The organism is Pedococcus sp. P2_E2 (assembly GCF_056403955.1).
On record NZ_JBFUEM010000004.1, the window covers coordinates 146,772 to 160,039 of the forward strand.

At 70.2% G+C, this 13,268-nt stretch carries 15 protein-coding genes; 8 read left to right on the plus strand and 7 right to left on the minus strand.

Annotation, left to right across the window (positions count from 1 at the left end):
* The first annotated feature begins 69 nt into the window (after positions 1–69).
* The 3 genes from AC1DWR_RS10410 to AC1DWR_RS10420 are packed head-to-tail and all read left to right on the plus strand — an operon-like array spanning position 70 to position 2,731.
* Positions 70–1,257, plus strand: coding sequence for a cysteine desulfurase family protein (locus AC1DWR_RS10410; protein WP_477615142.1), 1,188 nt, complete (start codon positions 70–72; stop codon positions 1,255–1,257).
* Entirely contained in the window at positions 1,257–2,342 is a 1,086-nt protein-coding gene (gene mnmA, locus AC1DWR_RS10415; RefSeq protein ID WP_477624367.1) for a tRNA 2-thiouridine(34) synthase MnmA, read from the plus strand. The genes AC1DWR_RS10410 and mnmA overlap by 1 nt, the downstream gene beginning before the upstream one ends.
* Before the next feature lie 8 nt (positions 2,343–2,350).
* On the plus strand, positions 2,351–2,731 hold the full coding sequence (locus AC1DWR_RS10420; RefSeq protein ID WP_477624368.1) for an MmcQ/YjbR family DNA-binding protein: 381 nt from the start codon (positions 2,351–2,353) through the stop codon (positions 2,729–2,731).
* Positions 2,732–2,840: 109 nt separating this feature from the next.
* Here AC1DWR_RS10420 and AC1DWR_RS10425 read toward each other — a convergent pair whose 3' ends face one another.
* The 3 genes from AC1DWR_RS10425 to AC1DWR_RS10435 all read right to left on the minus strand — a co-directional run bounded on the left by AC1DWR_RS10425 (position 2,841) and on the right by AC1DWR_RS10435 (position 4,399).
* Positions 2,841–3,464 (minus strand): antibiotic biosynthesis monooxygenase, encoded by a 624-nt coding sequence (locus tag AC1DWR_RS10425; protein ID WP_477624369.1) that lies wholly within the window; start codon positions 3,462–3,464, stop codon positions 2,841–2,843.
* Positions 3,465–3,615: 151 nt separating this feature from the next.
* The gene (locus tag AC1DWR_RS10430) at positions 3,616–3,846 is read right to left on the minus strand and encodes a hypothetical protein (RefSeq protein ID WP_477615146.1); all 231 of its coding nucleotides are present in this window, start codon (positions 3,844–3,846) and stop codon (positions 3,616–3,618) included.
* A gap of 223 nt (positions 3,847–4,069) precedes the next feature.
* Entirely contained in the window at positions 4,070–4,399 is a 330-nt protein-coding gene (locus AC1DWR_RS10435) for a hypothetical protein (RefSeq protein WP_477615147.1), read from the minus strand.
* A 257-nt stretch (positions 4,400–4,656) separates the two neighbouring features.
* Here AC1DWR_RS10435 and AC1DWR_RS10440 point away from each other — a divergent pair, with 257 nt between their 5' ends.
* Positions 4,657–5,631 carry a S1C family serine protease gene (locus AC1DWR_RS10440; protein WP_477615148.1) on the plus strand — a complete coding sequence of 325 codons (975 nt, stop codon included), beginning with the start codon at positions 4,657–4,659 and terminating at the stop codon, positions 5,629–5,631.
* An 8-nt stretch (positions 5,632–5,639) separates the two neighbouring features.
* Here the strand turns inward: AC1DWR_RS10440 and AC1DWR_RS10445 are convergent, their stop codons facing one another.
* Entirely contained in the window at positions 5,640–6,056 is a 417-nt protein-coding gene (locus tag AC1DWR_RS10445; protein WP_477615149.1) for a hypothetical protein, read from the minus strand.
* A 59-nt stretch (positions 6,057–6,115) separates the two neighbouring features.
* Here AC1DWR_RS10445 and AC1DWR_RS10450 point away from each other — a divergent pair, with 59 nt between their 5' ends.
* Positions 6,116–7,117, plus strand: a complete 1,002-nt coding sequence (locus AC1DWR_RS10450; protein ID WP_477615150.1) for a uroporphyrinogen decarboxylase/cobalamine-independent methonine synthase family protein — start codon at positions 6,116–6,118, stop codon at positions 7,115–7,117.
* 7 nt (positions 7,118–7,124) lie between these two features.
* The gene (locus tag AC1DWR_RS10455) at positions 7,125–8,102 is read left to right on the plus strand and encodes a DMT family transporter (RefSeq protein WP_477615151.1); all 978 of its coding nucleotides are present in this window, start codon (positions 7,125–7,127) and stop codon (positions 8,100–8,102) included.
* 9 nt (positions 8,103–8,111) lie between these two features.
* On the opposite strand, the gene AC1DWR_RS10460 is transcribed toward AC1DWR_RS10455, so the two are convergent.
* On the minus strand, positions 8,112–9,614 hold the full coding sequence (locus tag AC1DWR_RS10460; protein ID WP_477615152.1) for a long-chain-fatty-acid--CoA ligase: 1,503 nt from the start codon (positions 9,612–9,614) through the stop codon (positions 8,112–8,114).
* Positions 9,615–9,751: 137 nt separating this feature from the next.
* On the opposite strand from AC1DWR_RS10460, the gene ligA reads away from it, so the two are divergent.
* Both ligA and AC1DWR_RS10470 read left to right on the plus strand, forming a co-directional pair.
* Positions 9,752–11,902, plus strand: a complete 2,151-nt coding sequence (gene ligA / locus AC1DWR_RS10465) for an NAD-dependent DNA ligase LigA (RefSeq protein ID WP_477615153.1) — start codon at positions 9,752–9,754, stop codon at positions 11,900–11,902.
* Positions 11,899–12,363: a mycothiol transferase gene (locus tag AC1DWR_RS10470; RefSeq protein WP_477615154.1), complete on the plus strand. Its 465-nt coding sequence runs from the start codon at positions 11,899–11,901 to the stop codon at positions 12,361–12,363. Before ligA ends, AC1DWR_RS10470 begins: the two co-directional genes overlap by 4 nt.
* A gap of 62 nt (positions 12,364–12,425) precedes the next feature.
* On the opposite strand, the gene AC1DWR_RS10475 is transcribed toward AC1DWR_RS10470, so the two are convergent.
* The gene (locus AC1DWR_RS10475) at positions 12,426–12,863 is read right to left on the minus strand and encodes a hypothetical protein (protein WP_477615155.1); all 438 of its coding nucleotides are present in this window, start codon (positions 12,861–12,863) and stop codon (positions 12,426–12,428) included.
* Complete coding sequence (locus tag AC1DWR_RS10480) at positions 12,860–13,192, minus strand: PadR family transcriptional regulator (RefSeq protein WP_477615156.1); 333 nt, start codon at positions 13,190–13,192, stop codon at positions 12,860–12,862. Before AC1DWR_RS10480 ends, AC1DWR_RS10475 begins: the two co-directional genes overlap by 4 nt.
* Between the last annotated feature and the right edge of the window lie 76 nt (positions 13,193–13,268).

Sequence of the window (13,268 nt, forward strand, 5' to 3'; positions counted from 1 at the left end):
TCGCCCGCTGACGTACCCAACGCCACACTCCGACCGAAGGTTGAGCGGTTGACGAGTAAACTTTCGACGGTGACCGCCTACCTCGACCATGCCGCCACCACGCCGATGCTCCCATCGGCCATCGCGGCGATGGCCGACCAGCTGGCCACCACCGGCAACGCGTCCTCGCTGCACACCTCCGGCCGGATGGCTCGCAGGGTCGTCGAGGAGTCGCGCGAGCGGCTGGCCAAGGCGCTCGGCGCACGACCGTCCGAGGTGGTCTTCACGTCCGGGGGCACCGAGTCCGACAACCTGGCCGTGGCCGGCACGTTCGAGGCGAGGCGGGAGGCAGACCCGGGCCGGGTGCGCATCGTCTGCAGCGCGATCGAGCACCACGCCGTCCTCGACTGCGTCGAGCACCTGGTCGCCCAGGAGGGGGCCAAGGTGACGTGGGTCGAGCCCGACGCGCTCGGCTTCATCACGACCGACGCTGTGCGCGCCGCGATCGAGGAGGACCCCGACTCGGTGGCCCTGGTCACCGTCATGTGGGCCAACAACGAGGTCGGCACCGTGCAGCCCGTGGCAGCGCTCGCGGCCCTCGCCCATGAGTTCGGGGTGCCGTTCCACACCGACGCGGTGCAGGCCGCAGGCCACCTCCCCGTGGACTTCGCCGAGTCGGGAGCCGACCTGATGACGGTCACCGCCCACAAGGTCGGTGGGCCGGTGGGAGTCGGCGCGCTGCTCGTGCGCCGCGATGCAGTGGTCGTGCCCCAGACCTTTGGTGGGGGACAGGAGCGGCAGATCCGCAGCGGGACCCTCGACGTCCCCGGGATCCGCTCCTTCGCTGTGGCCATGGAGGAGTCCGTCGCCAGCATCTCGATGGAGGCACCTCGGCTGATGGCGTTGCGGGACAGGCTGATCCGTTCGGCGATGGATCTCGGCTACGACATCAGGGCGACGGGCGCGTGGGAGGCCGGCGACGGCATACACCGGCTGCCCGGCAACGCGCACCTGCTCGTTCCCGGCTGCGAGGGCGACTCCCTCCTCTACCTCCTCGACGCCGTCGGCGTCGAGTGCTCGACCGGTTCGGCCTGCCAGGCAGGTGTGCCGCAGCCGTCGCACGTTCTGCTGGCCATGGGGATCCCCGAGGAGTCCGCGCGGGGTGCGCTGCGCCTGACGTTCGGCCACACCTCGACCGACGCCGACGTCGACGCGGTGCTTGCCGCCCTGCCCGCGGCGATCGAGCGTGCCCGGCGGGCCAGCGGATGGACCGACTGATGCGGGTCGTCGCCGCCATGTCCGGCGGGGTGGACTCCGCCGTCGCCGCCGGACGGATGCTCGACGCGGGGCACGAGGTCGTCGGCGTGCACCTCGCCCTGTCGCAGAGTGCTGCGACGCTGCGCGAGTCGGCCCGTGGCTGCTGCACGATCGAGGACGCCGGGGATGCCCGCCGCGTCGCCGACATGCTCGGGATCCCCTTCTACGTCTGGGACATGGCCGAGCGGTTCAAGCGCGACGTCATGGAGGACTTCGTCGCGGAGTACTCCGCCGGACGCACCCCCAACCCCTGCCTGCGCTGCAACGAGAAGATCAAGTTCTCCGCGCTGCTCGACAAGGCGGTCGCGCTGGGCTTCGACGCGGTGGCGACCGGCCACTACGCCCAGGTCGTCGAGCGCGACGACGGCGGCCGAGAGCTGCACCGTGCCGTCGACATGGCCAAGGACCAGTCCTACGTGCTGGGGGTGCTCGACGCCGACCAGCTGGATCGGGCGTTCTTTCCCTTGGGTGACACGGCGAAGCCGGAGATCCGCGCCGAGGCCAAGGAGCGCGGCTTCTACGTCGCCAGCAAGCCCGACTCGCACGACATCTGCTTCATCGCCGACGGCGACACCCGCGGCTGGCTCACGTCTCGGTTGGGGGAGCAGCCCGGCGAGATCGTCGACGCCGAGTCGGGCGAGGTGGTGGGCGCGCACCAGGGCGCCTATGCCTACACCGTCGGTCAGCGACGGGGGCTGGGTCTCGATCGGTCGGTCATGGACGGTGACCCGCGCTACGTCGTGTCGGTGGACGCGGCGGCCAACCGCGTCATGATCGGCACGTCAGACCTGTTGGGGGTCAACGCGATTCGTGGTGACCACGCCCGGTGGTGCGGTCCGCCGCCGGAGGGCGTCGTCGAGGTGGGCGCCCAGGTGCGCGCACACGGCGAGGAAGTGCCCGCGCAGGCCTGGGCATCCGGCGACGACGTGGAGGTGCGGCTCGCTGGTCGGCTCCGCGGCGTCGCGCCGGGCCAGTCAGTGGTCCTCTACGAAGGAACGCGCGTGGTCGGCTCGGCGACGATCGCGTCCGCCTGGCTCGAGCGCTGACTCGTATGGTGCGCGGCGGGATCCAGGACGGGTCACCGCTGGCGCGGGTGCGGTCGCTGTGTCTCGCGCTCCCGGAGACGGAGCAACGGGAGTCGCACGGTGAGCCCTGCTGGTTCGCCGGTGGGAGGAAGGCTTTCGTGATGGCGGCGCAGGAGCACCACGACGACCGCACGGCGATCTGGACGGCTGCACCGGAAGGGGTGCAGTCCGCACTGGTCGCAGCCGAGCCGCGTCGTTACTTCCGGCCGCCGTATGTGGGTCATCGGGGGTGGGTCGGGGTCTATCTCGACGTGGACGACATCGACTGGTCGCACGTCGAGGAGATCATCGAGGACGCTTGGCGCTGCGTTGCACCGAAGCGGCTGATCACGCACCACGACGCGATCTAGGTCCGGGCGCGTCGCTCCCGAGGGTGCCTGCGCACTCCATGACCCGGGAGCGAGGTCGGGATGGTCCGGGGGCAGGGACCATCCCGGCATGTTGTGCCTGACGCTGCTGTCAAACCATCTCGGGGAGGTGGAGATGAGCGAGCACCACCTCCATCTCTGCCACGTCGTCGATGGTCGAGCCGATGTCCCTGCTCGCTGCTTCGCGAATGCCGGCAGCGGCATCGCGGCTGGCTTCGAGCTGCTCTCGGCGCTCGAAGGTGACGGCGCCCACCGCTCGGCCGGTCTCGCGGCTGATGAGCAGACTGGCGCTGCAGAACCCATCGAGCTCCTGAACCCTGGGGAGGACGGCCATCCTGAAGACGTCGGAAGCGCGTTCGGCATGATCGGCCATCCCGCTCAGCCAGGTGACCCGAGCGCAGGCGCCTTCGGGCATGGCGTGGTGGCGGTGGACGACGGCGACCTCCCACGTGTCCACGGTGCTGGTGCTGGCACCCAGGGCCTGCTCGGCTGCATCACGCAGCGGAAGGACCTTGCCGGCGCTGTCCCGCAGCGCAGCCTCTGACTCCCACGACGATGTGGCGATGCAGCGGCCGGACGCGCGGTCCACGAGCATCGACATCCCGACACATCCATCCATGGCGGTGATCGCCGGCGTGACCTCGTCACGGACGTTGGCGATCCCGTCGTCGATCTTGGAGGGGTCTGCCTGGACGGTTGTGGTTCGTGCATACACGACGAAACTCCTCTGCTCGGGGCAGCACCCCGACGGCGCTACCGTCAGGGCTAACACTGCTCCCCCGCCCGGTCCGCGGCAAGAGTGATCCCAGGGGATCTTGAGTGCCCTCTCCGAACGCAGGAGCCGTCCGGCGATCGGAGAGGAACGCTCAGGCGCGGGGGATCCAGCCCGGGGCCCGCACGCCGTTTCCGGTGAGGTTGTCGCACTTGACGAACTGTGTCCCCACGCGGGCGAGCGGGCAGTGGCCCTCGTCGGGGATCGTGTGGACGACGGTCGGGCCCGCGTCCTGGCGGGCGGTGGCAGGGACGGAGCCGGTTCCCAGGACGAGCAGGCCGGCCAGTGCGATCGTGGTGGTGATGGTGCGGCGAGTGGTGGACATGATCGGTTCCTTCGAGGGTCGAGGGCGGTCGACCTGAGTGCCGGACCTCCCGTGGTCAGACCGTTGTGACACGGGGTGGTTCCAGGCTGGTGCTGAGGCGGTATCAGCCGGGTAACAGCACGGTTGACTCCGGTTCCAGGCCGGAACCGTCTCCGCCACATGACGAGGCCCACCCTCCCTTCGGGGAGAGTGGGCCCAGTCGTGGGTCAGGCCAGCGACCTGGTTACGGCTCCTCGCCACCACCGGCGAGGAAGCCACGGTGACCGTTGCAGGAGTCGCCCGGCTGGAAGCCCGACGCCTTGCGCTCGGCTGGGGTCGCCCCGAAGAACGACTTGCTGTGGCCCCAGTTCTGGGGCGGCGCACCGCCGGGACCGGGGAACCCGGCACCATCGCCGTCCTCCAGTCCGGAGAACGCGCAGATCGAGTTGGCGTGCGCGGCGCCCTGCGCGGGCTTGCCAGTGCCGGTGATCTCGCCGGCACTGGCGGCTGACACTCCGACGAGGACGAGGACCCCGGCTGCCGCCGGGACGATGATCAGACGCTTGAGGCGCATGCGTGCTCCTTCGGTTGCAGATGGCCGCCCTGCACATCGCGCGGCTTGTCTCGACGCTAGAACTCCATGCAGGCTCCCCGCCTCCACCGGGGCCATGACTCCGGCTAGAACATCTGCACTGATTCGACGAGGGAATGGGCGCGAATCGGTAGGTTCGGGGCATCTGTGTGCCGAGGTCGACCGCGGGTCCGCGACCGCGTCGTTCGCCCTCGGTGAACCCAGGAATCCCACCGTGCCGACCGCTCGTTGACACTGGCATGACCACAGACCCGGCGGCCACGGACCCCGCGGCCTCTGACCCGGCCACAGAGTCGGCCGCGCTGGACGCCTACTCGGCGATTGTCACCTCCGTCGCGGCACAGCTGACGCCCAAGGTTGCGGCCCTGCGGATCCGGTCGCGCCGCGGAGAGTCCTCGGGGTCTGCCGTGGTGCTGACCGGCGAGTCGCATCTCCTCACCAACGCGCACGTCGTCGGCGACGCGAGCGGAGGCAGTGCCGAGTTCGCCGACGGAACGGTCGCGCACTTCGAGGTCGTTGGCCGTGACCCGCTGTCCGACATCGCGGTCATCCGCGCGGACCGCGAGGTGCCGGCGCCGCCGGAGTACGGCGACGCGAGCTCGCTCCTCGTGGGTTCGCTCGTGGTGGCCGTCGGCAACCCGCTGGGCCTGTCGGGCACCGTCACGGCCGGAGTGGTGAGCGCCCTCGGCCGCAGCATGCCGGTGCGTACCCGCACGACCGCGCGCCTGATCGAGGACGTCATCCAGACCGACGCCGCGCTCAACCCCGGCAACTCCGGTGGGGCGCTCGCCGACAGCCGCGGTCAGGTCGTCGGGATCAACACGGCTGTCGCCGGAATCGGCCTCGGCATGGCGGTACCAATCAATGCCACGACCCACCGGATCATCTACGCGCTGATGCACGACGGGCGGGTGCGGCGCGCCTACCTCGGGCTCGTGAGCACTCCCGCACGGCTGACGCCGGCGCAGGCCGAGCGGTACGGGCAGCGCGGCGCGCTGCGAGTGGTCGAGGTCGTCGAGAAGAGCCCGGCGGCGAGGAGTGGCCTGCTCGCGGGCGACCTGGTCCTTGCGATCGACGGCGCCCCGCTCGGCGATGCCCAGTCGCTGCAGAAGCGCCTGTTCACCGAGGCGATCGGGAGGCGGATGGAAGTCACCGTCATCCGCAACGGCGCACTGGTGGACGCGGTGGTCCTGCCGAGCGAGCTCCCCGACTGAGGGAGCAGTCAGCCGCCGTCCTCGCCCCTGTCCTCGCCGCGTCCCGTGTCGGTCTGGCCATCGCCGTCGTCGCTGTCGAAGAAGATGAACGCCATGTTGGATGGCGGGTCGCGCTTGGCCAGAAAGCGCCGCACGTCGACGCCATGGCGGGCGGCGCGTTGCAGGAACCGGCCGTAGGCGGCCTGCTCGCGAGCGCCCGGGCCGTACTCGGTGCCCGACGCGTGCTCGCGGCGGTCGACGGGTTCGCCTGACCGACGTCGGCGCTCGATGCCAGCGCTTGTCTCGCGAAGGGCGGCGTCGAACTCGTCGGCGTTGTCGAACGCGGCCACAGCGACGTTGCGAAATTCGCGGCGCTGCGGGTCGTAGCGGTGGTGATGCACCACGAAGCGACGGATGCTGTCGTCGTCCGGGTCCACTCGAGCCATGGGTAGAGACTAGGGATCCTGCCCTCAGGCGTGTCGGTACCGCTGACTAGTCTCGGGGCGTGGCTCGCGCAACCGGCATCGGATCTCTCCCGGGCACCGACATCCGCGAAGCCCTCAAGGGCGTCCGCGACATCCTCGGTGACGGACACCTGCCCTATCTGCCAGAGCTCCCGGCTCGCGGACCCGGCGCCGACATGATCGGTCGGGCGGCCGGACTGCTGGTCGACCTGCACGTGGACCTCCAGCCCAGCGGCTGGCGCTTCGTCGAGCGCGGCGGGCACGACGCCCAGCGCACCAAGGCCCTGCTGGGCCAGGACCTCGACGAGCTCGCCGAGGCGTTCGACGGCTACGCGGGTGACCTCAAGATCCAGTGCACCGGCCCGTGGACCCTCGCCGCCGGCATCGAGCTCCAGCGCGGTGAGAAGGCACTGGCCGATCCGGGGGCGCTGCGCGACCTCGTCGGCTCGCTCGCCGAGGGTTTGCGGGTCCACCTGGCCGATGTCGCCCGCCTCGTCCCCGGTGCCTCGCTCGTGCTGCAGCTCGACGAGCCGTCCCTGCCTGCCGTCCTCGCCGGTCACCTGCCCACGGCCTCCGGCTACGGGCACCTGCGCCCCGTCGACCCCCTCGCCGCCATGAACGGTCTGCGCGACGTGCTCGCCGCCGCGACCGACAACCCCGCCATCGAGGCAGCGGCGACGGTCGTGCACTGCTGCGATCCCGGCATACCCCTGCCTTTGCTCCGGGCGACCGGGGTCGGCGCCGTGAGCCTCGACGTCACCTCCCTCACCCCCCAACGCTGGGAGTCGATCGCCGCCACCGTCGAGGACGGCGTGGCCTTGTATGCCGGGTGCCTGCCGACCGATGCCAGCGGCACCGTCCGCGGTGCCGCCGACGTGGTGAGCCGCGGCTGGCACGACGCCGGGATGTCTGCGAAGTCCTTGGGCGACCTCACCGCGAGCCCGGCCTGCGGTTTGCCCGGACTCACACCAGAGGGGGCCTGGCGCGTTCAACGCGCAGCGGTCGCCGTGGCCGCGGAATGGTCGGAACGAGCCGAGAGTTGACCCACCAATGAGCACCAGTGTCGCCACCCCCACCGTCGCCAGCTCCCCGGTGACCCGGGTGCCCTGGCAGGCCAAGTACGTCCTGCTCGCCTTCATCTGGGGGTCGAGCTTCCTGTTGATGAAGGTCGGGCTGCGGACCATGGCCCCGCTGCAGATCTCGGGGCTGCGCATCTTCGCCGGCACCGCGACCCTGCTGGCGCTGTTGGCCGTCACCCGTGGCCGGCTGCCCCGCGCGCGCCGCACCTGGGCCCATCTCGCCGTGTCGGGCGTATTCCTCACGGCGCTGCCTTTCAGCCTGTTCGCCGCCGGTGAGGTGCGCGTCTCCTCTGCACTGGCCGGGATCGGAAACGCCACCACCCCGTTGGCCGCCGTCTTCTTCGCGCTGGCCCTGCTGCCGAGCGACCGCCTGTCCCCACGCAAGCTGGCTGCCGTCGTCATCGGGTTCGCCGGCGTCATCGTCATCATGCAGCCGTGGGAGTCCGCCGGCCGCCCCGACCTGCTGGGCTTCGGCATGACGCTCGTCGCCGGCGCGTCCTACGGCCTGGGCTGGACCTACAACCGGCGCTTCCTCGGGGGCGCAGACCTGGGTGGGCTCTCGATGCCGACCGCGTTGCTGCTGGTGGGGTCCGCGCTCATGGTGCCGGTCATTCTCGTGTGGTGGCTGTTCAACCGCGACGCGTACGCCGCCCCGTGGGCCGGGCACGTCAACCTCGATGCCGGGGGAGTGCTGCTGCCGCTGCTCTGCGTCCTCGTGCTGGGCGTCGTCGGGACCGGGCTCGCCTACATGCTCCAGTTCGACGTCGTGCGTGGCGCGGGTGCCACGGTCAGCACCACCGTCACCTACCTGATTCCGGTCGTGTCGGTGCTGCTGGGCGTCGTCGTCCTGGGTGAGCACCTGGCCTGGCCGCAGCTGCTGGGCGCCGCCATCGTGCTCGTCTCAGCCGTGGTCATCGGCCTCCCCGCCAAGCGTCGCAAGGACGCCTGACCTCGTCCCTCAGACGTCGGCCGGCTTGTGCACCTCGCGCCGCAGGATCTTGCCGGTGGGGCCCTTGGGCAGCTCGGGGACGGCCCAGATGTGCCGCGGGTACTTGTAGGCGGCAATCCGCTCCTTGACGAAGGCCTGCACGTCCTCCAGCGTCGCGGTGGCGCCGGGACGCAGCGCGACGGCAGCGCCCACGTCCTCGCCGAGCAGCTCGTCCGGCACCGCGACCACAGCGGCCTCGAGCACGTCGGGGTGGGTGTAGAGCACCTCCTCGACCTCGCGCGGGTACACGTTCATGCCGCCGCGCAGGATCATGTCCTTCTTGCGGTCGACGATCGTGTAGTAGCCCTCGTCGTCCACGGTGGCCAGGTCCCCGGTGCGGAACCAGCCGTCGGGGATGGCCTCGGCGGTGGCTTCGGGGTTCTGCCAGTAACCCTTCATGACGTTGTCGCCGCGGATCGCGATCTCGCCGACGCCCTCGCCCGCTGCGACGTCGTTGCCCTCGAGGTCGATCAGCTTCATCTCGCAACCGGGGATCGCGACCCCGATGGTGCCGGGCTTGCGCTCCATGGTCGGCATGTTGAAGGACGCCACCGGAGAGGTCTCGGACAGGCCGTAGCCCTCCAGGATCATGCAGCCGAACTTCTCCTCGAACGCCTTCATGACCTCCAGCGGCATGGCGGACCCACCCGAGCAGCAGGTACGCAGCGACGTCGCATCGAGGGCGTCGGAGTCGGGGTGGTTGAGGATCGCTGCATACATCGTGGGGACGCCCATGAAGATGGTGACCTTCTCGTTGCCGATCACCTTGATCGCCTCGGCCGGGTCGAACCGGGGGATGAGCGCCAGCGCCGCGCCGGCGATGACCGCGGCGTTGAGGCCCACGACGAGCCCGAACACGTGGAACAGCGGCAGGCAGCCCATCACCACGTCGTCCGGCGTGGTCGCCTGGATCTCGACGGCACTGCGGTGCGCGTTCAGGTGGACGTTCCTGTGGGTCAGCTCGGCGCCCTTGGGCCGACCGGTCGTGCCCGAGGTGTAGAGCACGATCGCGGTGTCCTCGTCGTCGCGCTCGACCGGCTCGGCGATCGGGTCACCGCCCTCGAGGGCGCCCTCGACGGGACCCATGGGACCGCACGTGATGATGCGGGTGCCCGAGTTCTTGGCTCCCTCGGTGGCCTCCGCCACGAAGTCCGGCCAGACGAAGGCGACCTTGGCCCCGGAGTTGGTGAAGAAGAAGTCGATCTCGCCGGACTTGAGCAGGGGGTTCATCGGCACCACGATCGCGCCGGCCAGCAGGGAGCCGAAGAAGACGACAGGGAAGGCCGGCACGTTGGGGAGGATGATCGCCACGCGGTCACCGGGCTCGATGCCTGCTGCCTTCAGCGACCCCGCCACCTGTGCAGCCATGCCGTGGATCTGGGCGTAGCTGATGTCGTTGCCCATGAACTTGATGGCCGGCTGGTCCGGCCGCTCCTGGGCGGTGGTCACCAAGTTGGTGGCGAGATTGGTCATGGCGCAGGCTCCTCGGCGGTGGGGGTCCGGTTTCAGCCATCCTCGCCGAGAGCGCGTCCTTTGGCTACGGATTCCGGTATGCCGTGTCCCACGGCCCGCGCCCGTCTGCGACACAGGTGTCGGAGGCGTACGGCAGGATGGGCAGCGTGACTGAGAACGCCTCTACAGCTGCCACTGGGTCTGCGCTGGAGCCAGCCACGGACGCGGCTCGCCACGAGTGGGCAGAGCTGGCCGAGCAGGCCACTGCGGCCCAGTTCGCCTACCACGTCAGGGATGCGCCGACGATCAGCGACGGTGACTACGACCGGCTGATCCGCCGGCTCAACGAGCTGGAGGAGGAGTTCCCCGAGCTGCGCACCCCCGAGAGCCCGACCCAGCAGGTCGGCGGCGCCGTCTTCTCGACCGACTTCACCGCGGTGGACCACCTCGAGCGCATGCTGAGCCTCGACAACTGCTTCTCGCCCGAGGAGCTCGCCGCCTGGGCGGCGAGGGTGGCGCGCGATGCGGGGTCCGCGGCATACCACTATCTGTGCGAGCTGAAGATCGATGGCCTGGCCGTCAACCTCCTCTATGAGAAGGGCCGCCTCGTGCGCGCCCTGACCCGCGGCGACGGGCGCACGGGCGAGGACGTCACCAACAACGTCAAGACCATCCAGGGCATCCCGCACCAGCTCGCCGGGTCCAACCACCCGGCGCGCGTCGAGATCCGGGGCGAGGTCTACTTCCCGGTCGAGGCGTTCGGCGACCTCAACGCGAGCCTGGTCGAGGCAGGCAAGGCGCCCTACGCCAACCCGCGCAACACTGCCGCCGGTTCGTTGCGGCAGAAGGACCCTCGCGTCACGGCCAGCCGTGGCCTGCGGATGCTCGTGCACGGCATCGGGCTGCGCGAGGGCTTCGAGCTGACCCGGCAGTCGCAGGCCTACGACCTGTTCCGCGAGTGGGGGCTGCCCATCTCGACGCACTACCGCGTCCTCGAATCGGTCGAGGAAGTCCAGCAGTTCATCGACCAGTACGGCGCCGAGCGACACAGCGTCGAGCACGAGCTGGACGGCATCGTCATCAAGGTCGACGAGATCTCGCTGCAGCGCCAGCTCGGGTCCACCTCGCGGGCGCCGCGCTGGGCGATCGCGTTCAAGTACCCACCCGAGGAGGTCAACACCAAGCTCCTCGACATCCTCGTCAACGTCGGCCGCACCGGTCGGGTGACGCCGTTCGGGGTGATGGAGCCGGTGGTGGTCGCGGGCTCGACCGTCGAGCGCGCCACGCTGCACAACGCCGACGAGGTGCGTCGCAAGGGCGTGCTCATCGGCGACACCGTGGTGCTGCGCAAGGCAGGCGACGTGATCCCCGAGATCCTCGGGCCCGTGGTCGACCTGCGCGACGGCACCGAACGCGAGTTCGTCATGCCCACCGAGTGCCCCTCCTGCGGGACCCCCCTGGCGCCGGAGAAGGAGGGAGACAAGGACATCCGTTGCCCGAACTCCCGCACCTGTCCGTCGCAGCTGCGGGAGCGACTCGCCGGACTGGCCGGTCGTGGTGCGTTCGACATCGAGGCGCTGGGCTGGGAGGGCTCCGTCGCCCTCCTCGAGTCGGGCGTCCTCGAGGACGAGAGTGGCCTGTTCGGGCTGGCCGGTGAGGCGGGGCGCGCTCGACTGGCGACGGTGCCGCTGTTCACCCGAGCGGCCAAGAAGTCCGACCCCCCGGAGTCCGTCGTCGATGGAAAAGTACTGTCCGCCAACGGGATCCGACTCTCCGAGAACCTCGAGCAGGCCAAGCAGCAACCCCTCTGGCGCGTCATCGTCGCCCTGTCGATCCGCCACGTCGGGCCGACGGCAGCGCGGGCGCTGGCTCAGCACTTCGCCACGATGGACGCACTTCGCGATGCGGCGAAGGAGCGTCCCAAGGAGCTGGCGGGCGTCGAGGGTGTGGGCGGGGTCATCGCCGACGCCGTCGCAGCCTGGTTCGCCGTCGACTGGCACGACCAGATCGTGAGGCAGTGGCAGGCCGACGGAGTGGTCATGGCGGACGAGCGCGACGAGTCGGTGGAACAGACCCTCGCTGGGATGACCATCGTCGTCACCGGTTCGCTCGAGGGCTTCTCGCGCGACTCGGCCAAGGAGGCGATCCTGTCTCGCGGCGGCAAGGCGTCCGGGTCGGTGTCGAAGAAGACCGACTACGTCGTGGTGGGGGAGAACGCCGGGACCAAGGAGGACAAGGCCCGCGAGCTGGGTCGGCCGATCCTCGACGAGGCCGGCTTCCGCCGGCTCCTGGAGACAGGCCACCCGTGATCGACAAGGCCACCTTCCTGAGGTTCTGCGACGAGGCGCTGGTGGCCATGCGCGACATCGTCGTCGACCTCGGCGACGACCTGGCCAACCGGCGGCCCGACCTGCCCGACGCCAACAGTCCGTTCGCGATCCTCACCCACTGCCTCGGGATGTGTGCCGCCTGGGCATCCACGACCAACCTCGGTGAGGTCGTCCCGCGTGATCGGCCGAGCGAGTTCACCGCGACGGGGGCGGTGACCGACCTCGCGGCTGAAACCGATCGCCTGCGTCGGAGCCTGTCCGAGTGGGTGGCGGCCAGCGACGTGGGCGCGCCGCCTGCCAACCCGGATCCGCGGGACAGGTACGCCACACAGGGCGAGGTGCTGCTGCACGTCTACGAGGAGCTCGCCCAGCACCGTGGTCAGCTCGAGCTCACCCGCGACGTCCTGGTCGCCGACCGCGCCCGCGACCGTCAGCCCTGAAGATCGACCGGCGCGGCGCACGTCCACTGGCGCCCGCACCTGACCGGGTCAGCCGCTCGCGATCACATTCCGCCGCCGTTGAAGCCGCCCATGCTCATGCCCCCGGTCCACTTGCCGCCAGCCCCCGTCTCGCGCTCCTTGAGACAGAGCGAGCACCGGATGTAACGCTCACCGTCCAGGGTGTTGGCCCACTCCCAGCGGTGGTGGAGATTCGTCCGGCAGAGGAGCGGCTTGGTCGGTGTGGTCATGATGGCCTCCAGGGGAGCGACCTGGGTGCCTCGGACGGCCGAGCGCAATGCCAGGGAGTGGGTCAGGATGCGCGCGGCGTGGCGGGTCTGGTGTGGACCGGGCACCTCCGCGAGCTCTGCGAGGAACTCCAGCCGGTAGCGGTCTCGCACCGCGCCCGCCGGGAGAGCGTGCGTCGCGAGGCGCACGATGCGAGACGGCCAGCGCAGTGGCGCCTCCCCGTGCGTCCTGGCAGGCAGGGGTGCGGGCATCATGCCGTTCCGCCCAGTGGATTCGTCCGCAGCGTCCCACGGCTGCGATATGCGCGCGACAAGGCATCGCGAGCGCTGACAGCGCCCGTCGCGGTGAGCCGGTAGTAGCGACGCTGAGGCCTGCCCTCGACTCGTGGGTCGATGTCCTCCCAGCTCGACTCCACCCAGCCGATGCCCTCGAGACGAGCCAGGATCGGGTGGATGGTCCCGCTCGGCAGCCCTGCCTGTTCGCCGATCTCGAGGCCGTAGAGCTCGCGACCGGGGTCGGCGAGCAGGGCACCCAGCACCAGCTGGGTGGCGATCGTCATACGCGGCTCTGGACGTGGGGTCATGGTCTTACTTTACCTAGCCCCTAGGTAGAGGACAAGGGAGGTGAGCCGGCGGTGGTCGGCGCTGCACACGCGGCAT